This window comes from Nostoc punctiforme PCC 73102 (assembly GCF_000020025.1).
In the GTDB taxonomy this organism is placed as follows: domain Bacteria; phylum Cyanobacteriota; class Cyanobacteriia; order Cyanobacteriales; family Nostocaceae; genus Nostoc; species Nostoc punctiforme.
The window spans coordinates 2,268,142-2,286,714 of sequence record NC_010628.1 but is presented as its reverse complement, the minus strand read 5'-3'; the positions used below and the strand labels follow the sequence as shown (position 1 = coordinate 2,286,714).

Annotated in this window: 13 protein-coding genes and 1 pseudogene; 9 read left to right on the top strand and 5 right to left on the bottom strand. The window is 42.5% G+C overall.

Annotated features, from left to right (window positions below):
* Positions 1–121: 121 nt before the first annotated feature.
* Positions 122–1,231: an LLM class flavin-dependent oxidoreductase gene (locus tag NPUN_RS09415; protein WP_012408532.1), complete on the top strand. Its 1,110-nt coding sequence runs from the start codon at positions 122–124 to the stop codon at positions 1,229–1,231.
* Here NPUN_RS09415 and NPUN_RS09410 read toward each other — a convergent pair.
* Positions 1,203–2,591, bottom strand: a complete 1,389-nt coding sequence (locus tag NPUN_RS09410; protein ID WP_012408531.1) for an amidase — start codon at positions 2,589–2,591, stop codon at positions 1,203–1,205. The two genes, NPUN_RS09415 and NPUN_RS09410, sit on opposite strands and share 29 nt — an antisense overlap.
* Positions 2,592–2,716: 125 nt before the next feature.
* Between NPUN_RS09410 and NPUN_RS09405 the strand changes: the two genes are divergently transcribed.
* The gene (locus tag NPUN_RS09405) at positions 2,717–4,471 is read left to right on the top strand and encodes an asparagine synthetase B family protein (RefSeq protein WP_012408530.1); all 1,755 of its coding nucleotides are present in this window, start codon (positions 2,717–2,719) and stop codon (positions 4,469–4,471) included.
* A 261-nt stretch (positions 4,472–4,732) separates the two neighbouring features.
* Entirely contained in the window at positions 4,733–4,981 is a 249-nt protein-coding gene (locus NPUN_RS09400; RefSeq protein WP_012408529.1) for a DUF7219 family protein, read from the top strand.
* Between the two features lie 69 nt (positions 4,982–5,050).
* On the opposite strand, the gene NPUN_RS09395 is transcribed toward NPUN_RS09400, so the two are convergent.
* Entirely contained in the window at positions 5,051–6,082 is a 1,032-nt protein-coding gene (locus NPUN_RS09395) for a VOC family protein (protein ID WP_012408528.1), read from the bottom strand.
* Positions 6,083–6,277: 195 nt separating this feature from the next.
* Between NPUN_RS09395 and NPUN_RS09390 the strand changes: the two genes are divergently transcribed.
* From NPUN_RS09390 to msrB, 6 genes and pseudogenes are all read left to right on the top strand, one after another.
* The gene (locus NPUN_RS09390; protein WP_012408527.1) at positions 6,278–6,901 is read left to right on the top strand and encodes a DUF3859 domain-containing protein; all 624 of its coding nucleotides are present in this window, start codon (positions 6,278–6,280) and stop codon (positions 6,899–6,901) included.
* 5 nt (positions 6,902–6,906) lie between these two features.
* Positions 6,907–8,745, top strand: coding sequence for an asparagine synthetase B family protein (locus tag NPUN_RS09385; protein WP_012408526.1), 1,839 nt, complete (start codon positions 6,907–6,909; stop codon positions 8,743–8,745).
* A complete protein-coding gene (locus NPUN_RS09380) occupies positions 8,733–9,977 on the top strand; it encodes a diaminopimelate decarboxylase family protein (protein ID WP_012408525.1) in 1,245 nt (414 codons plus the stop codon). Before NPUN_RS09385 ends, NPUN_RS09380 begins: the two co-directional genes overlap by 13 nt.
* Positions 9,978–10,082: 105 nt before the next feature.
* A complete protein-coding gene (locus NPUN_RS09375; RefSeq protein ID WP_012408524.1) occupies positions 10,083–11,384 on the top strand; it encodes a hypothetical protein in 1,302 nt (433 codons plus the stop codon).
* 450 nt (positions 11,385–11,834) lie between these two features.
* Positions 11,835–12,287, top strand: a pseudogene (locus NPUN_RS09370) (MgtC/SapB family protein); the annotation flags it as partial.
* Positions 12,288–12,580: 293 nt separating this feature from the next.
* Positions 12,581–13,075 (top strand): peptide-methionine (R)-S-oxide reductase MsrB, encoded by a 495-nt coding sequence (msrB, locus tag NPUN_RS09365; RefSeq protein WP_041565295.1) that lies wholly within the window; start codon positions 12,581–12,583, stop codon positions 13,073–13,075.
* Positions 13,076–13,229: 154 nt separating this feature from the next.
* Here msrB and murI read toward each other — a convergent pair whose 3' ends face one another.
* The 3 genes from murI to NPUN_RS09350 all read right to left on the bottom strand — a co-directional run bounded on the left by murI (position 13,230) and on the right by NPUN_RS09350 (position 18,331).
* On the bottom strand, positions 13,230–14,096 hold the full coding sequence (gene murI / locus NPUN_RS09360) for a glutamate racemase (RefSeq protein ID WP_012408522.1): 867 nt from the start codon (positions 14,094–14,096) through the stop codon (positions 13,230–13,232).
* Between the two features lie 127 nt (positions 14,097–14,223).
* On the bottom strand, positions 14,224–16,119 hold the full coding sequence (locus NPUN_RS09355) for an N-acetylmuramoyl-L-alanine amidase (RefSeq protein ID WP_041565294.1): 1,896 nt from the start codon (positions 16,117–16,119) through the stop codon (positions 14,224–14,226).
* A 316-nt stretch (positions 16,120–16,435) separates the two neighbouring features.
* Positions 16,436–18,331, bottom strand: coding sequence for an N-acetylmuramoyl-L-alanine amidase (locus NPUN_RS09350; protein ID WP_041565293.1), 1,896 nt, complete (start codon positions 18,329–18,331; stop codon positions 16,436–16,438).
* Positions 18,332–18,573: the final 242 nt, after the last annotated feature.

The following is an 18,573-nucleotide window of genomic DNA, read 5'->3' as shown; positions in this document are numbered from 1 at the left end:
CTCTACAATGCACTATGATCTTTAGATAGCAACACCTATTCCGAGCATTAACCCGCATTGTTAACTGTTGCTTGGCTCAAAATCTAGTGCATAATTGAATCGCAATTTAAAATTTGCATAAATGTTTGCAAAACAGAAACTGGAATTTAATTGGTGCGCTCCGGTATCTGGTGATGGATTCTATTTAGGTTTGCCCATTTGGGAACGTCCTCCCAGTCTTGAGTATACAGTTGAGATTTTTAAAACAGCAGAACGATTCGGGTTCCGGCAGGTTTTAATTGGTATGGGTTTCAACCACCACATTATGGAGGCTTGGACTTTAGCAACAGCAGTTTTAGCCCTTACCCTTAATGCTGGAGCGATGGTAGCTGTGCGTCCAGGGTTTTATTCGGCTCCAGTATTGGCAAAGATGGCTCTTACCTTAGATTGCATCAGTAAAGGTCGCCTTTCCCTTAACATTGTCACAGGTGGACGACCAACAGAACAGGCAATGTATGGTGATTATTTAGATCATGATAGCCGCTATCGCCGCACTCGTGAATTTATGCAAATTTGTCGGCAGTTATGGTCAACCACTAATCCCTTTGACTATGAAGGAGAATTTTATCAGCTCCATCAAACTCGGTTAGAAACTTTACCTCTACAACCGTCTGGGCCGCTATTTTATTTCGGTGGTGCAAGCGAAATGGCTCAACAAGTGGGTGCAGAATTTGCAGATGTTTATCTAATGTGGGGAGAAGCACGACAACAACTAGCTGACCGAATTAACCAGATGCAGCAATTAGTTAGCAATTGCGGACGAAGAAAAGCGGTAGGTTATGGATTAAGGATTAATATTATTGCTCGAACAACTGAAATTGAAGCTAGAGAAACAGCAAGGGAAATGTTGGCAAAAGTTTCTCCACAAGTATTAGCTAAAGCACGAGCCACTGAATTTCCTAATACCAAGCGGGAAAGTGTCGGTCAAAGTCGACAATGGAAATTACGGGGAAATGCTGATGAAGATTGGTATGTTGAACCACTGCTTTGGGCTGGTATTTCTGTGGTACGGAGTGGTGCAGGAATGGCAATTGTTGGTAGTTATCAGCAAGTGGCAGAGCGTCTTTTGCAATACATAGACTTGGGAATCACAGTTTTTATTTTGTCTGGTTATCCCCATTTAGAAGAGTGCGAAAATGTGGGACGAAATGTTTTACCGTTAGTTAGAGAAGGCTATCTTCAGAGAAAGTAGTAGCAACTTGCAAGGCAAAAGCAACTCTTAAAATCAAAGCTTCGGTATAGGAATTACCAACAAGTTGCAATCCTATAGGTAAACCCTGAGTGCTTTGTCCACAAGGCAGCGATATTGCAGGTAAACCCAGAAAACTGAAAGGTAACATAAATCGCTGATTTAATCGATAGATTTTAGCATCTGCGTCAATAAGAGGTGCAACTATTGGTGTTGTGGGTGTTAGCAAAATATCCACTTCCTGAAACAGTTTTTGCCGTTGCAGAAAACATTCTTCCCGTTTCTGCTTTGCTTTTTTGTAACTGTGATGAGAAATTTTTACTCCTTTGGATAAGTCGCTTTGTACTTTAGCTCCAAATTTATTGGGGTTTGTAGCGTATTCTGCTTGCAAAACTTGATGGAATTCATAAAGAGCAATAGTGGAATAAGTCACCTCATCAAATCCCTCTATTAAAAATGGAGAATTTATAGTGATAATTTCCGCTCCAAGTTTTTTCAAGATGGATATGGCGTTAGAAATTGCCTTAGCAATTTCTGGTTCAATTCCCCGAAATGTATAGTTATTAAGTATGCCCAATTTTAACCCGTTGATATTAGTTGGTAGAGGATATAGTTGTTTTAAATTTGTGGAAATAGGGAAGAGTACAGCATCAAGTAAAATAGCAATATCTTCTACACAATTTGTCAAAAAACCAACTGTATCAAAACTACGAGTGCGGGGAAAAATACCTTTATTGCTAAGTAATCTGTAAGTTGGGCGCAGTCCTACCACTCCTGACCAACTGGCGGGGACTCGAATTGAACCACCAGTATCAGTACCAATTCCAGCTAAACAAAGGCGTGCAGCAATAGCGGTTGCACTTCCGCTAGAAGAACCTCCTGATGAGTGGTTGTGGTTCCAGAAGTTGCAAGTATTTCCATAAAAAAGATTGTTTCCAGAAAGGTCAGCCGCAAATTCGCTTAAATTTGTCTTACCTAAAATTACCGCACCTGCTGCCTTGAGCTTTTGGACAATTACACTATCAGATAATGGTATGCGATCGCGCAGTCCTTGATTTGTCAGTTCGCAAAAAAGTTGTGAACCAACGGTAGTTTTTACTTCTGCTGTATCAATATTATCTTTTACAACAATAGGAATCCCGTGTAACAGCCCGCAGTTTTGACCGTTTATTCGCTCAAAGTCTTTTTGAATAGCAGCTTCTAGGGCTTGTTGCTCTAGAACTGTAATAAAAGCATTGAGTGTATAATTTAACTTTTTGATACTTGCGAGATAATGCTTGACTAACATGCTGGAAGTTAGCAAGCCACTTTGCATTTGCTGACTTGCTTGTGCGATCGTTTTAGGGATAAAATCTGCTTGCATCTTGGGAAAAGGTAAGCTGTTCCAAATTTAACTTGCATAATTAGCCTTTTTGGAGAAAGGTTTGTGTGTAGTCTATTTATTTCAAAACTGCCTAAAATGACTAAATTATGCGTTGAAAATTTACCATGCTATTTGATGCGTTTAAAAATCGTAAATCTCCTAAAATCGAATTTATTAAGACTGACCCAACCTGGCGCGTAGCTTGGGGAACAGTTGATGAAAGTTATGAAAATATAGCTTGGCGAGATGAAAAATTTTATGTAGTTTTACCACGTACAGCTTCTGGATTTCTGACGGAGAAATTAGCAATCAGTTCTGGAGGACGATTTGTTGTTGTTGGTGATGTTTGGTTAACTAACCAAGTGCAGTTACTGCAAAAGTTAGGGATTGAACCGGATAGCTTTCAAGGAAGTTATCTGCAAGTAGTTGCCAATCTTTGGGAACGATGGGGTTTTGAATGTCTTCACCAACTTGTGGGAATGTTTGCGCTAGTGGTTTGGGATAGAGAAAGACAAGTATTGAAGTTGGTTCGCGATCGCATCGGTGTTCGGACTCTCTATTACACTACCACTGGTTCGGTTCGTTGGATTGCGCCTCAACTGAGAACTTTATCACCTCACCGTTCATCCGAATTAGATTTGGTAGCGTTGCGAGATTACCTTTGTTGTGCCTTTGTTCCAGGAGAAAGAACGCTTTGGGAACAGGTGCGCGAACTACGACCTGGAACCGTTTTAGAATTTCCCGACCAGAAAATTGAAGCTTACTGGCAGCTTCAAGAACAGATTGTAGCAATAGATCAACCCTTAGCATGGCATGGCGATCGCTTGCGAGAACTCCTAGACCAAGTTGTTCAAGAATATTTACCACCAGCAAACGAACCCGTCGGCGTTTTTCTTTCTGGTGGTTTGGACTCTAGCTGTATCACTGCTTTAGCAGCGAAATTCCACAAAGCACCAGTTCACACCTTCTCGATTCATTTTGGTTCAGAATGTCCCAATGAGTTAGAATTTTCCAGTCTCGTTGCATCCCATTGCCAGACGCAGCACCACATTTTGGAAATTACTTTTAAGGATATGTGGTCACGTCTGCCAGAAACAATGGCGTATTTAGATGACCCCATTGGCGACCCACTGACTGTTCCCAACCTCTTGCTGGGACGACTGGCGAGAGAAAACGTAGAAGTAGTTTTAAATGGTGAAGGTGGCGACCCCTGTTTTGGTGGGCCAAAAAATCAGCCAATGCTCATCAATAGTTTATATGGCTCTGTCACTAATCAGGATGCATTGCAAGCTTATTTAATTTCCTTTCAAAAGTGCGCTGTTGACTTACCGCAACTTTTAAAACCAGAAGTTTGGACAGCGGTACAAACAGCACCTTGGGTTTTTGAAGAAGATTTATATTCCCAAGCCAGCTATCTGAATCGTTTGATGGCAATGAACATCAAATTCAAAGGTGCTGACCAAATTCTGACGAAAGTCAGTAACTTGACTCAAGCAGCCCTTTTGCACGGACGTTCTCCCCTATTTGACCAACGAGTAGTAGATTTAAGCATGGAAATCCCTCCAGAGTATAAACTTTCTGGGGTGGAAGAAAAAGCAGTTTTAAAGCAAGTTATCGCAGATATCTTACCAGAGGAAATTATTCATCGTCCCAAAAGTGGCATGATGGTGCCTGTGCAGTTAGGATTTCGGAAATATTGGCAGCAAGAAGCTAGAGATTTATTACTAAATCGGAATGCAGCTATCACTCCTTACTTGAACCAGTTACCAATTCGTAATTGGTTAAACTATCAAGGAGATACTTGGAGTCGTTATGGAGTAAAGCTTTGGTTGCTTGCAAGTTTAGAAATTTGGTTACAGGTGAATCAAAAAGTGCGGTAGTAAAAACAAAAAAGAATACGCGATAACTACAGCCAACTTTGGGGAGTAAATAAGTTTGTAGTAAAAGCTTGAGTTTTTGTATCAATAAACACAAAAAAACTTAATATTACCAGCAGATTTGTGCCGTACTGTACTAGTCAATAAAATATTTTTTTAACTACAATATTAACTTCATTCTGGAATTGAAATTTTCTACTGTGTATTTACACTTAGATAAAAATAAAATCTAGAATTCTAATAAAAATTACAGAGAGCAAATTAATGACACAGCCTAACTCGCAAGATAAAAATAGCTTTCTTTACCCTCGTAGCCGATATTATGGTAAATTCCAGCCAGAGACTTTAGCATTTAATGCCAACCTTCAAGAATTTGCCCAAAGAATTACTTACATTTCTTGTCTAGAAACAGGCGGAAAACTATCTCCAGAAGAAGCTTACGAGCAAATTAGGGCGCTTTGGAAACAGTTGAGACATAGCAAAAAGGAACTGTCTATTGACGTAAATAAATGAAAACTAGTTTTTGAGCATTGGCTATGGGCTATAACTACCAATCCTCCATGTCCAATGCCCAACGCCCAGTTAATTAGCTTCCAGCAAAGTCCAGAAGTAGCCATCTGGTGCAATGAAAGAGAAACTCGTCTCGCCAAACTCATTACTAATAATATCTGTAACTTTTTGTACAGTACTTGCTTGAATGCGATCGCAATAGTGTTGTATTCCCTTAACCCGATAGGTATATAAAGACATACCTAAGCTACCTGGTTGGGCTGCCTCAAAACGCGATTCTAAATTAATAGATTCTGGGAATCGAACAATATAAAGCCTACCACTGCGTGCAGCCATCAGGTCAGACTTAGAAGAACGCGGATCGTCAAAAGCAGTAACAATAAACTTTTCACCAGGGTTAAGGTCAAAAATATCTCGACCTGCTGGCGAAGATTCATAGCTAGTTTCGACATCATCACGCACACGCAGCAAACCTAAAACTTCTTCGTAAAACTTGAGGGTTTCTTTGCTGTCATCTTGAGAGATGATTCCTATATGAGTAAACTGACTAGCCTTGAGAGCAGCATTATGATTAACTTGTCCGTAATCCGGTAGTGTATAGCCAAATCGTTGAAATAAAACTTGTCGAGCTAACGGTTGAAGTAGCAGCATTTCTCGCACACCAACTGCTGACTCAACAAAAGGACGGCTTTTCCTCTCTTTGTTGTAAATGACTTCCCAATAAGGATTAGAGTGCCTAATAGGAAAACCTGCGGCTTTTGCATCCTCTATATGATTTAAGATACTTAACACATCGGTTGTTAGGCTTGTTGCCCAACGATTTCCCTTAATTTTCATCGATGCTATTCCCAAACCTTCATGGGTAGGGTTTTGCCAAACCATCAACCGAATCAAACCATGATCTGAATTTTGGTGGTAGAGGCGAATTGAGCGTAAAGACGAATTTACTCCATATAATTGATAAGCTATATCTGCGGTTAATTCACCCACTTGACCAATACGATAGCCAAATTGCTCCCAATACTGAATTGCAGAAATTGGTTCTGGAATGCCGATACAGACTTCATAGATACCTTCAATTGCGGTTTGTTGTTCTTGAGCCATAACAATTTTGGATTTTAGATTTTAGATTGGTCAAATAAATAAAGCTTTCGGAAAGATATCTCAGAAAGAATCCGAAAAGCAACAACTTTATGTTGTAGCTTATGATGTACCTAGAAAAGTAAGTATAGAGTTCTTCTGATTGCACGTAATCAAGATCAAGAATCGCCATCAAGTTTTTTTAACAGGAGTTAAGCGATGACGCAGCGACTGACTCAAGAACAATTAGCACAAATAGTCACAGAAGTAGAAGGTCTGCAAGTGCGTCGAGAAGCGGAACTAGACCAACAGCAGGTTAGAGAAATTTTACAGGAGTTGAATTTACCGCCTGAGTTACTAGATGAAGCGCTGATTCAGTTAAATCGCCGCCAAGCGCTGGAGGTAGAGCAACGCCGCAATCGATGGATTACCTCTGGAGTTGTGGCATTCTTAGTGATACTGAGTGCATCTACAATATTTTTCATCCAGCGACAGAATTCTGCACTCTCTCGTGTTTCTGCTCAACAAGACCGCATCACCTTGGTATCAAATACTGGCGGTGACTTGAAGACAATTTCCCGCCAAACCAATCCAGAAATTTTTTACCATGTCACTTTAAAGGATGCACCCTTGGGTAAAAAGCTGGCTCTCTCCTGTAATTGGATTGACCCAAGTGGTCAAATTGTCAAGCAAAACAGTTATCAAACCCGCGAAATTAATACGTCTGTCTGGGATACGCAGTGTCGCTACACGATTAATCCGGCTGCAACTGTTGGCAATTGGAAGGTGCAGATGTTGCTGGAAGGTCGGCAGATTAGTGATGAAACCTTTGAAGTGAAATAGTCCAGATGGACAACATCCCGCATCACTTTCTTGGCTATTGGGGTTATGGCGCTCAACATGAGTTGGAGGCGTTGTTAAATAGCGTTCTGGAAAACCTCTCTCCTAACCTCTCCCCTAAAAGGGGAGAGGCTTTGAACTTTCCCCCTTCCCTGCAAGGGAAGGGGGTTAGGGGGTTAGGTCAGAAAAATAATTTCTCTCTACAAGAAAATTATCCTTTTCCTATTTGGAATGTTGTTTACATAGGACTTGATGGAAATTGTCCACCGCTAAAAAATCAAATTGCTGCTATTTCAGCATCAGGATTATTAACTTCACCCGATGCTTGGGTAAGTGTTCAAGAAAATAACTGCCTAATTTTGGGTAGAGAACCTTTCGGAAAGATGCCCTTGTATTGGACTCAGCAAGAACAAGTTATCTGGTTTGCATCACAACTGCAACTACTCTTACCGATTTTGCAACAGTCAGAAGTTAGCATTTCTGGGTTATATGGCTATAGCTGTTTTTCTTACGTTCCCACACCCTTAACTCCTGTTAAGGAAGTGTTTGCAGTGACGGCGGGAACTGAATTAGTTTGGCAGAGTGATTGTCAATCAGGTAAGCTGCAAACACCTAAATCTAAGCACATCGACTCGTGGCGGGAAGCCCCAGAACAGTTAACAAATGAAGCTACAGCAATTACCGAATTGCAAACCCTCCTTAAAGATTCCATTGAACGACAGATTGCCGATTTAAAGGATGAACCTGTTGGGGTGTTTCTCTCTGGCGGACTCGATTCTTCAGTGGTGGCGGCGCTGCTGGTGCAAGCAGGGGTGAAAGTCCGCGCTTACACTTTAGATTTTGGTGATGTAGGCATTCCAGAATATCCATACTCTGAACAAGTTGCCCAGTTTCTCAAAATTCCGCTTATTAAAGTTGCAGTAACGCCAAGTTCCATCAAGAATGCCTTAATTCCTACTGTGCAAGCATTAGATTTACCCTTTGGAGATGGCGTGTGTGTTCCGTTGTATCTCTTATCTGAAAGGGCGAGTCAAGAAACTCAGGTAATTTTTAACGGCGAAGGTGGAGATCAATTGTTTGCCGGTTGGACGAACAAACCTTTAATTGCCGCAGGTGTTTATCAGGCAGAAAATCCCGCAGGACAGGAAACTTTTATCCAGCAATATCTCCGCACCTTTCACCGTCTTGGGGGATACGAATCTCAAGTTTATCAGCCGGAGGTTTATGCACAGATCCAAAATTTGCATCCTGAAGATTGGCTGTTGGCGGCTCTTAATCGCAATGAGTGTCCATCTTTGCTGCATCGCCTCCGCCGTGCTAGTTTGATGCTCAAAGGAGCGCAGAATATCCATCCACGTGCGGCTGCATTGGGGTTTGCTCATGGATTATGGGTGCGATCGCCTTTTTGTGATTTACCTTTGGCAGAATGGACATTCCGCCTATCTGGAGAACTCTGTTTGCAAGGAGCTTGTGAAAAATATATCCTCAAGCGGGCTGTAGAAAATTGGCTCCCACCTGAAATTGTCTGGCGACAAAAACGGGGGATGGGGGTTCCCCTAACTTCTTGGTGTTTAAATGATTTTTGGCATCAGCTAGGCATCTGGCTCAATCCAGAGACACTTCGCACCAACAATCACTTTTATCCTCACATTGCGGCCCAAATCGTTGAAGGCAAACTAGGAGCAGCTATTCAAGGCAGGCGGATTGGTGAGACTCTCTGGTTACTTATTATGTGGCAACTTTGGCGATCGCATGTTTTAAATGAAGAACTAAGTAAACAGTCCCTGGATCATCCTTTTTGGTTACATCGTTGGCTATGGAGAAATTACAAGCGATGGCAAGGTTAGATAAAAAAGAGTTAGGAGTTAGGAGTGAACAATTAATCCCCTTGTCTCTCCCATTTTCTGGGAAACTTGCCCAGGAGTTCCTGAGTACTTATGGTTCTCCTCTTTATGTTTATAATGGCGATCACTTGCGCGAAACTATTGAGTGCATTACTAAAGCAATCAGTTATCGCCGCACGCAATTTCGGTTTGCAAGCGTTACTAATGGCAATATTGCCCTGTTAAAAATTTTTCGCTCATTTGGGTGGGGACTTCACGCTAATACGCCAGGAGATATCTACCTGGGATTGCAAGCTGGTTTCGATCCTAGTGAGATTGTTTACAGTGGTAGCAATTTGAATCGGGCTGAGATGATACAAGTCTTAAATTGGGGAGTTACAACACTCAATCTCGATAGTCTCGCTCAGTTGCAGTTGTGCTGCAAAGTTTTGCCCAAACACAGAGAGAAATCTATTCGGCTGGGTTTACGCCTCAATTTGCCCGAAATTACCGGAGATAGCCGCATTGGTGTGCGTCCTGAAGAATTTGGTGATGCGATCGCTTTAACTCGTGAAGTTGGATTAAAGCTGAGTGGTTTACACTTTTATCGAGGGACTGGAACCAATGCCACAGAAGCATTTACCCAAGTGATTGATGCAGTCATAGCCACAGCACAACTGTTACCAGATTGGGAATATTTAGATTTTGGTGGTGGCTTTGGCTATCCATATCACCACAACAAAACAGCCTTTGACTGGGAAGTCTTTGGCGCTGAGTTAAGCGAGAGAATTACTCATTTAGGGCGGAAAATTGATTTGGTGATTGAACCGGGACGAAGTGCGATCGCAGGATGTGCAACTTTGCTTGCTCAAGTTGTTTCTGTGAAATGGCAAGGAGAAAAACAGATTATTGGAGTTGATACCACCGTTGCCAATCTTTCAGTACCATCAGTACACGGTGGCTACCGAGAAATATTCACTTGGAAGCAAGCAGACAATCTTCGCTCCTTATTCACAACTGATATTTGTGGTAATACCACCTATTCACGAGATTATCTGGGTAAAAATTGCCAACTTCCAGCGTTAGAAATTGGTGATATCGTTGCCATTCTAGATGTCGGTGCTTATGGTTATGCTATGTCGTCTCACTTTTTACACCGCCCCAAACCTGCTGAAGTCTTGCTAGAAAATGGCACACATCGCTTGATTCGTCGGCGGGAAGACTACAGTGTTTTACTAACAAATCAGGTGCTATAAGACTCATATTTGATTGTGTGAAAAAACTCCATACAACTCAAAAAGCCTTCTTTCCTCTTGCCTCTTACCTTCCCAACAATTAATAAATAACATTGGGCAACCATTATGAAGTGCATTAACTGCGGAACTGACAATAAACTAAAAGACCGGACAGCTAATCAAGGTCGGTGTATAAAATGCAATCATCCCTTTGCCTTTGAACCGACCAGTATGAGTAAAGTTAAGATTACTGATCCTTTTTTTGCAAAGGCGATCGCTGATATTTCTGCAAATCACACCTTATTTTTTACACCCAAGCAACTGCTTTATTTATTAGATAATCGGATAAAATCCAAGTCTACTTCAATATTTGGTTTGTTGTTTATATATCTATTTTTTAATGTTTGGGCACCAGGATTCATAGGTGGATTTGCTTCCTTCTTGTTTGGTGCTAATTCTTTCCTGACAGTATCTATTCTATTTAATATATGCTTTGTATTATATTTATATACAAAATCTACATCAAAGAAAACACATATTAAGCCTCGCCAAGAATATGCTAGATGCTTACAAATAATAGGAGGCATTATTCTTGCTGTAGGAATTGTTGCTAGCTTAATTATATATAACTCGTTTAGTCTATTTGTCATCGCCGTTATTCTAGGGATGCTGTCGATATACTGGGGAACTCGACAGCTAGGACAAACTAAATTTGCACAGGAGTTTTCATTTTCTCAAAATGATTTTCAAGGTTGGTTAAACCGATGGCAGAAAATCAATGGTTCAATTCTTAAAATCCTACCTTTTCCGCGTGAGGAAAATACACCAGCTACGGTTAATCCTGATGTGACTGCTTACAGTTTCGATAGATTAGTTGTTTGTGATAGTGCTAATATTGCTCAACTATTAATTGCTAATAATTTTCACTTTGAAAATAACTGTGCAATTCTCAGCATTACTGGATATCCCCAAAGCATTTTTGACACCACAATGCAAATGCTACGCCGCAATCCCGATTTGAAAGTATATGCAGTTCATGATTGCAATCCACGAGGAATTAGTTTAGTTCATAATTTGAGAAGCAATGATAGTTGGTTTCTCAATAGCGAGATTGCAATTATTGATATCGGATTAACGCCAAGTCAAATTATCGCTACTAAACGCGGAATGTTCATTCAATCTTCTCTAGATTCGGCGCAAGTAGCTAAACAATTACCTCAAGAGATTCGTCAAACTTTGTCTGCTGAAGAATTAGCATGGTTAGAATCTGGAAAGTTTGTGGAATTAGAATCTTTCTCTCCCCAAAGGCTGATTAAAGTCCTGCAAAAGGGTATTGCTGGCAGTCGAAATCTAGAAAGTGATGACAGTAACTTGCTTTTAGTAGGGGATACTGGTAATGATATGTATGTTGTTCAAAGTTTTGGTTGATCTAGACAGAATGCGTAGGCGTAGCCTGTTGCAGACATCACATTTAAAAATATACAAAATTACCCTCAGACTGGAAGTCCATTGCTCATAATAGAAGGTCGAATTCCTGCTAGAGAGCATTCAATACTTTTCGGGTTTTGGGGAAAGGGAAAGGGTTTGAATTTCCCTTTCCCCATTGCCCTTTAACCTTTTCCCAGACCAAAAGAAAGATTATTGGATTTATCCGAAAAGTATTGAGAGAGCATTCGCTTTTGCAGGAAAACTTTATACAGCAATGGCAGTTTTGTGTATATTAGTTTACTTATTTCTAACCTTCTGTTAAATTAACCTTAATGTACGCCAAACCTATTGATTTACTGTATTTGGGTTTTCAGCTACAAACGTGGGTAGCCATCTAGCTGACTGGCAATAGGCGCAAAATTCCATTCTGTCTCTAGGGGGAAAAAGGTAATGGGGCCGATGTTTATTACTGCCAACGATTGGCCACATATAGCGTTTAGATTGTCTTTGGCGCTTCTGGTTGGTTGCCTGATTGGATTTAACCGTCAGCAAGGGGGTAGACCAGCAGGGATGAGAACATTTATGCTCGTGAGTATGGGAGCAGCACTATTCGTAATGATTCCTTTGCAGGCTGAGGGCGATAGTCCTTATGCTGCCACCAATGCACTGAGTCCACCATTCAGGGTGTAGCTACCGGGATAGGATTTCTCGGAGCCGGATTGATTTTACAAGAGTCTCCTAGAAAATCTGCAACACCAAAAGTAAAAGGTTTAACTACAGTCGCCTGTGTCTAGACTGCGGCCGGGTTGGGGGCTGCGATTGGTTGTGGTCTGTGGCAAATGGGATTATTAGGAGGGCTACTGGCCCTAATTACGCTCAGTGGGGTAAAGCGGCTCAATCGCGCATTTGTATTTTTGACGAATCAGGGTAAACAGGGGACTACTCAGGAGTTAACAACTACCTCTGATGAAGATGATGATTGGGCGTCGCTACATATCCAGGTCTATTCAAAATCAAGTCAACTTGATTCCGATTCCTTACAGTGTTTGATTGCAGAATAATTTTTTGTTTCTTAGCTAATTTTAATCACTTTATCAGCGTTAATTCAGAGCGATCGCTGATTATAGTGATTAAGTAGGGAATTCCGTACTGGAGTTGATTGCCCAGTTAACCGGAAAATAGAAAATAATAGATATATGGACAAACGATATTTTTTACAGGCTAGTGCGGTAATAGTCGGCACAGCATTGTTATCAAGGTATATCAACTGGGGGGCAAAAGCGGTGACAACATCTAATAGTGGATTTGAAATTACCAAACCAGAAGAAGAGTGGCGCACAATTTTAACGCCAGAACAGTTTAATGTATTGCGTAAACACGGGACTGAACGCCCTCACACCAGCGCATTAGATAAGGAGTATGACAAGGGTACTTATTATTGTGCCGCGTGTGAACTGCCACTGTTTACCTCTGATACCAAATTTAACAGTGGTACTGGCTGGCCAAGCTTCTTTAACCCGATTGAAGGTGCGATCGCTACTACTGTAGATAAGTCACTGTTTATGACCAGAGTTGAAGTACATTGTAGCCGTTGTGGTGGTCATCTTGGTCATGTTTTTGATGACGGACCTGCACCCACAGGCAAGCGCTACTGTATGAACGGTGTTTCGCTGAAGTTTACTCCCGCCTAATTTACGTTTCACTCTAAGGTTGATACAAATAGGCAGCAGAGGGACAAGGAGGACAAGAGGAATAAGGGAGAATTATTAAACAATTCCCTTCTTTGTCTCCCCCCTCTCCCTTGTCTTCCTTCCTCTTCCCCCTGCCCCCTGCCCCCTGCCTCCTTCAAAGAAGTTGGGAAATAGCGCTATCATTAAAGCGAACCTCTTCAACCATCGGGGTATAGCCTAGCCATTGCACTCCTGACTGGGAAAATTGTTGTGGACACCCGCTAACAGCGAAACGAGTTGGTAGTGGGGGGTGAGTATTTTTTAAGCCTAGCAAGTCTAACTCTTGGGCACAAGCTGCCACGACATGAACAGCTGGGTCAACTAGCTTGACTTGAGAGGGAAGGAGCGATCGCAATACTGGTGTAAGGTGGGGATAATGGGTACAGCCATGAACTAAGGTGTCAATTTCTTGCTCTAGTAAAGGCTCTAAGTAGGCTCTTGCCACTTCCGCAGTGTAGGGGTCGTGAATCCGGTTTTGCTCAATAAGTGGCACAAACTCTGGACATCCAACTTGCCAGACTTGAACATCAGGAGCAATTTCGAGAATGGCGTGCTTATAAGCATTACTTTTTGCCGTAGCTGGAGTGGCAATTACACCAATCCGCTTTCCTTCCTGCACCGCAGCTTTTGCACCCGGTAGAATCACCCCTAAAATCGGTATGTTGAATTCTTGACGAACGGTTTCTAGGGCTAGGGCAGAACTAGTATTGCAAGCCATAATTACCATTTTTACCTGCTGCTGTTGTAGCCAGGTAAGAATTTCGCGCGTAAATTGTAAAATTTCTGCTTGTGAACGAATTCCATAAGGAAGTCGGGCTGTATCCCCAAAGTAAACAATTGATTCATTGGGGAGTTGCCGATATATTTGTCGCAGTACCGTCAATCCACCCACACCACTGTCAAAGATGCCAATTGGGGCACGTTGGGGTTCAAGAGCCGAAAAATCGTCCAGATTCGCTTCAAAGATCGAAGATGAATACACAGGCTGATATTAATTTAGGTTTTGGGATTTAAAATACAGAATTTAGCAGACAATCGGCTAATTGACCACTAAATTCTGCACGCCAAAGGATTCTAAATACCACCTTTTAATAGTAATTTGTACTAGGTTAACGCTGTAAGTATTTTAGGATGCCACGAGCGATCGCTTCTGCCATCTGATTTTGATACTCTCGTGATGCCAATCTGGGATTGTCTTCTCGACCAGTCATATAACCTGTTTCTACTAAAATCGAGGGCATAGAGCTTTTCCTGAGAACGTAGAATCTGGCTTTGCGGGTTCCTCGGTTTTTGATTGTATCGATGTTTTGCAGAATAGTATTGCGAACTACTTCTGCCAAAGCATAACCGCTATCGTAATAATATACTTCTAACCCATTCACATCAGGGCGATTGTCAACAGAATTAGCGTGAATGCTGACAAATGCAGTTGCATTAACTCGCTCGGCAATTTCTACCCTTCCCTGAAGTTCTACGAAAAAGTCAGCATCCCGCGTTAATACTGCTTGTACACCATGTTGCTCTAAAATTGCAGCTACCCTTTTACCAATAGGCAGAATTACATCCTTTTCTAAAAGCCCACCTAGACCAGGAGCGCCTGAGTCTTTTCCACCATGTCCTGGGTCAATCACAACTAGTAATTTCCCTCTAGGAACAGAGGGGCGAGGCTGTGGCCGAGATATAGGAGGGGGATTATCTATGGAGTTGGGAAATTGACCTTGGTTTGGCGATAAAGGAGGTAAATCAATGGGCTGCTGTGTAACGCTACCAGAACGTTGTAATTCTAGAGCCAAAAGCTGGTCGCCAACTTGATTAAGTTCGCCAATTTGCACTCCGGCTGCTGGCTGAACCAAGACGGTGACTGTATTAGATTCTTGGGGTTGCAGGCGGACTCGCAGGATAGGGCTATTAGAATTAAAAGTCGGGCCTGTAACTTTGGGAGCTAGCCGAGCATTGTTGATGGTAATGCGGTACAGACCAGAAGTTCTATCCCAGCCTCCTGTTGCAGATAAAGCTTGGTCTGCTCTAATCAGCAGTTGTGTGCCATTATTAGCCAGTTGCACAGACTCAATAGTTGCTGTACCTGTACTAGATGGTATGGGGCGTGGATTATTATTACCTCCAGGGAACTGAGCAATGCCACGACTGGGCAAAAGCACAAAACCACTACTGTTACTATTAGTTGCTCGCCAATTTTGACTATTTTCATCCACCTGTAAAGTCATGCGAACAACAGATGGGCTTGTTTGTAGTTGGCTGAACTGAATACGGCTGACACCATAACGATTAATCGACAAATCGCGTTGCTCTAGACTTGGTGATAAAGTAGCGCTGGCAATGTCGATGTTAATTTCTCTTTGATCGTTGCTACGATTTACCTGAATCTGAGGATTACCACCATTGGTACGGATGAAAAAACCATCGCCTGTAACTTGTAAGTTCTCAATTTGAGTTACCCTGGCGGCAAGCATCCCGTTTTTAGGTGGATTAATAGGGCTTGTTCTCACCACGTTGTAAATATCTCTTGGGGAGAACACAGATGGAGATGTTCTCAGTGAGGGTTGTGTTGCTATAGCTTGTTGTTGCCCACCAGTATTTATTGAGGGAACATTTTCGGCCACTGGCGTGGGTAATTGCACCGTCCAGCGATCGCCAGTTCTACCAACAAATTGTACTCCCTTGGGGTCTAAAGTATAACCAGGAGTCAGTTCAACGACTATGCGCGTTGTTTGTTCGTCAAACTGCCCAACACGGATAGCACGAATTGCACCGCCCACCTGTTGGGTTAGCTGCGGACGGCCAAATGTCGTTCCTGGTAAATCAATTACTAAACGAGTAGGGTTAAAAATTAATTGTGCTTGGGGTTGAACATTCCCTAAAGTATTAATTTCCAGCTTGTTTTGATTGACATCAAAACGCCAATATTCAAGTTTCGCAGCCATTGCGGGCGACGATAGCATGAAGATAGTTCCAATAGTACTGGATAGTAACCAGCGTAATTTCACAGTCTTTTCTCCTGATTCACATTCATGGGAGCCGTCAAAATTTCAATATATTGGCAAATCCTCACACCATCACCGCATACACTTGAGTATTACGCTGTTATTAAGACACAGCTAATGGCGTAAAATATAGCACGCTCCTCTGATTTTGCCATGCTATCCATTAGCCTAGATAAATTTGACTTGTAAAGCATCAGATGACAATAACAAAGATGCTACTCTTGTCCCGCCGCAATAATACTTAAATTGGTTTTACTACTAAATTGGATAAACATGGTAAAGATTAGATGTATTTACTCAATAATTTCGACTAAATTACTTATCTTCTCTTTAAATACTGAAGAACGCCACGAGCGATCGCTTCTGCCATTTGATTTTGGTAAGCTGAGGTTCTCAGCCTAGCCATATCCTCTCGACCAGTCATATAACCCGTTTCCACGAGAATGGAGGGCATAGAACTTTTTCTGAGAACATAAAACCTGGCTCGCCGGACTCCCCTGTCTTTGAGAGTACCAATACTTTGAAGTATGCTACTACGGACAACGCGAGCAAGATCCAGACCACTGTCGTAATAATAGACTTCCAAGCCATTAACATCGGGACGACTCGCGCCTGCTGAGTTAGCGTGGATACTCACAAACACATCAGCATTAGCTCGCTCTGCTAATTGCACTCTTCCCGGAAGGGTAACAAAATAGTCAGAATCCCTGGTCATAACTACTTGTACCCCATTTTGCTGCAAAATCTGTGCCAGTCTTTTACCAATAGGCAAGATCACATCCTTTTCACGTGCCCCTCCAATACCAAGCGCTCCTGAGTCTTTACCGCCATGTCCTGGGTCAATAATGACTACCACTCGTCCATTGGTAACCCGGCGCTGTGGTTGGAATTGGGGCTGGGGGTTGGGATTGTTTGGGTCTGGGAATGGCCCCCGGTTTGGTGGTGGTAGCCCAGGTAAAGCAAAGGACGGTCTTCCGGGAAGGGAAACAATTCGACGAGAACCTTGTATTGGTATAGCCAAAAGCTGGTCGCCGATTTGCTGGGGTTGATCGAGTTGCACTCCAGGTGCTGGTTGAACTAAAACAACAACTGTGTTGGCTGCTTGGGGTTGCAGACGTACCCTGAGAATGGGGCTATTGGGGGCAAAAGTAGGGCCTGTAACTCTGGGAGCTAACTTGGCATTGTTAATTGTGACGCGGAACACACCGGAGGATCTATCCCAGGTTCCTGCGGCAGATAAAGTTTGGTCGGCTCTAATCAGCAGCTGTCTGCCATTATCAGCCAATTGCACAGACTCAATGGTTGCTGGGGAGTTGTTAGCAGCAGATAATCTACTTGGGAAGGAGGGTGGTTGTGATTGATTGTCCGAATTACTACTTCCAGGCAATCTGACAACGCGACTAGGCAGAACCACCAAACCACCACTGTTACTATTAGTTGCTTGCCAATCTGGACTATTTTTATCTACCCGCAAAGTCAAGCGAACAATAGGAGCTTGGTTTTGTAGTTGAGTGAATTCGACGCGGCTAATACCATGTTTGTTAACAGGCTGATTATTCTGTTGCGCCAGACGTGGTGATAAAGATGCGTCAGAAACATCTATGAAGATACTAGCGCGATCGCGGCTGCGAATTATCTTAATCCCCGGATTGCCACCACTGGTACGGAGGAATAACCCATCGCCTGTTACTGTCAAGCTCTCAATTTGCGTCGCCCCTCGTGTAGTAGTGGCAACCCTTGAAATACCAGGTTGCCGCTCAGAGTCTGGGGTAACGACAGTGTAAGCACTTCTCGGCGGTGAGGCAGAAAATGAGGCTACTCGATCAACTTCTGGTCTCGGTAATTGCACCGTCCAGCGATCGCCAGATGTGCCAACAAATTGGACGCGTTTGGGGTCTAAAGTATAACCAGGTGTCAGTTCTACAACTATGCGCGTTGTTTCTGTATCAAACTGCCCAACCCGGATTGAGCGAATTCCCCCGCCCACCTGTTGGGTTAGCTGCGGACGGCCAAATGTAGTTCCTGGCAAATCAATTACCAGCCGAGTCGGGTTGAAAATTAGTTGTGCCTGGGGTTGAACTGCTCCCACAGTATTAATTTCCAGCCTGTTTTGATTGGCATCAAAGCGCCAAGATTCAAGTCTCGCAGCCATTGCCGGCGACGATAGCATGAAGATAGTTCCAATAGTGCTGGGTAGTAACCAGTGTAATTTCACAGTTCTTTCTCCTAATTCACGTTCATGGGAGCCGTCAATATCTCAACTCATTGGTAAGTCATCACACCGTCACCACCTAAACTCGATCTTTGATGCCTTGTTTGATTTTTAAGCTGGTATAAAGACACGCTTAAATCGGTTATTAGATTTAATATTTGCTTGAAATCCCAATATAAAATCTTCCACCTTTGGAGGTGGAGGAATCTGACTCCCAAGGAAGCTAGAAAACTAATAACTGATAA

Excerpts from the sequence above, each read along its gene's own strand:
- NPUN_RS09415 (WP_012408532.1), top strand. The coding sequence starts at position 122 with ATGTTTGCAAAACAGAAACTGGAATTTAATTGGTGCGCTCCGGTATCT.
- NPUN_RS09410 (WP_012408531.1), bottom strand. The coding sequence starts at position 2,591 with ATGCAAGCAGATTTTATCCCTAAAACGATCGCACAAGCAAGTCAGCAA.
- NPUN_RS09405 (WP_012408530.1), top strand. The coding sequence starts at position 2,717 with ATGCTATTTGATGCGTTTAAAAATCGTAAATCTCCTAAAATCGAATTT.
- NPUN_RS09400 (WP_012408529.1), top strand. The coding sequence starts at position 4,733 with ATGACACAGCCTAACTCGCAAGATAAAAATAGCTTTCTTTACCCTCGT.
- NPUN_RS09395 (WP_012408528.1), bottom strand. The coding sequence starts at position 6,082 with ATGGCTCAAGAACAACAAACCGCAATTGAAGGTATCTATGAAGTCTGT.
- NPUN_RS09390 (WP_012408527.1), top strand. The coding sequence starts at position 6,278 with ATGACGCAGCGACTGACTCAAGAACAATTAGCACAAATAGTCACAGAA.
- NPUN_RS09385 (WP_012408526.1), top strand. The coding sequence starts at position 6,907 with ATGGACAACATCCCGCATCACTTTCTTGGCTATTGGGGTTATGGCGCT.
- NPUN_RS09380 (WP_012408525.1), top strand. The coding sequence starts at position 8,733 with ATGGCAAGGTTAGATAAAAAAGAGTTAGGAGTTAGGAGTGAACAATTA.
- NPUN_RS09375 (WP_012408524.1), top strand. The coding sequence starts at position 10,083 with ATGAAGTGCATTAACTGCGGAACTGACAATAAACTAAAAGACCGGACA.
- msrB (WP_041565295.1), top strand. The coding sequence starts at position 12,581 with ATGGACAAACGATATTTTTTACAGGCTAGTGCGGTAATAGTCGGCACA.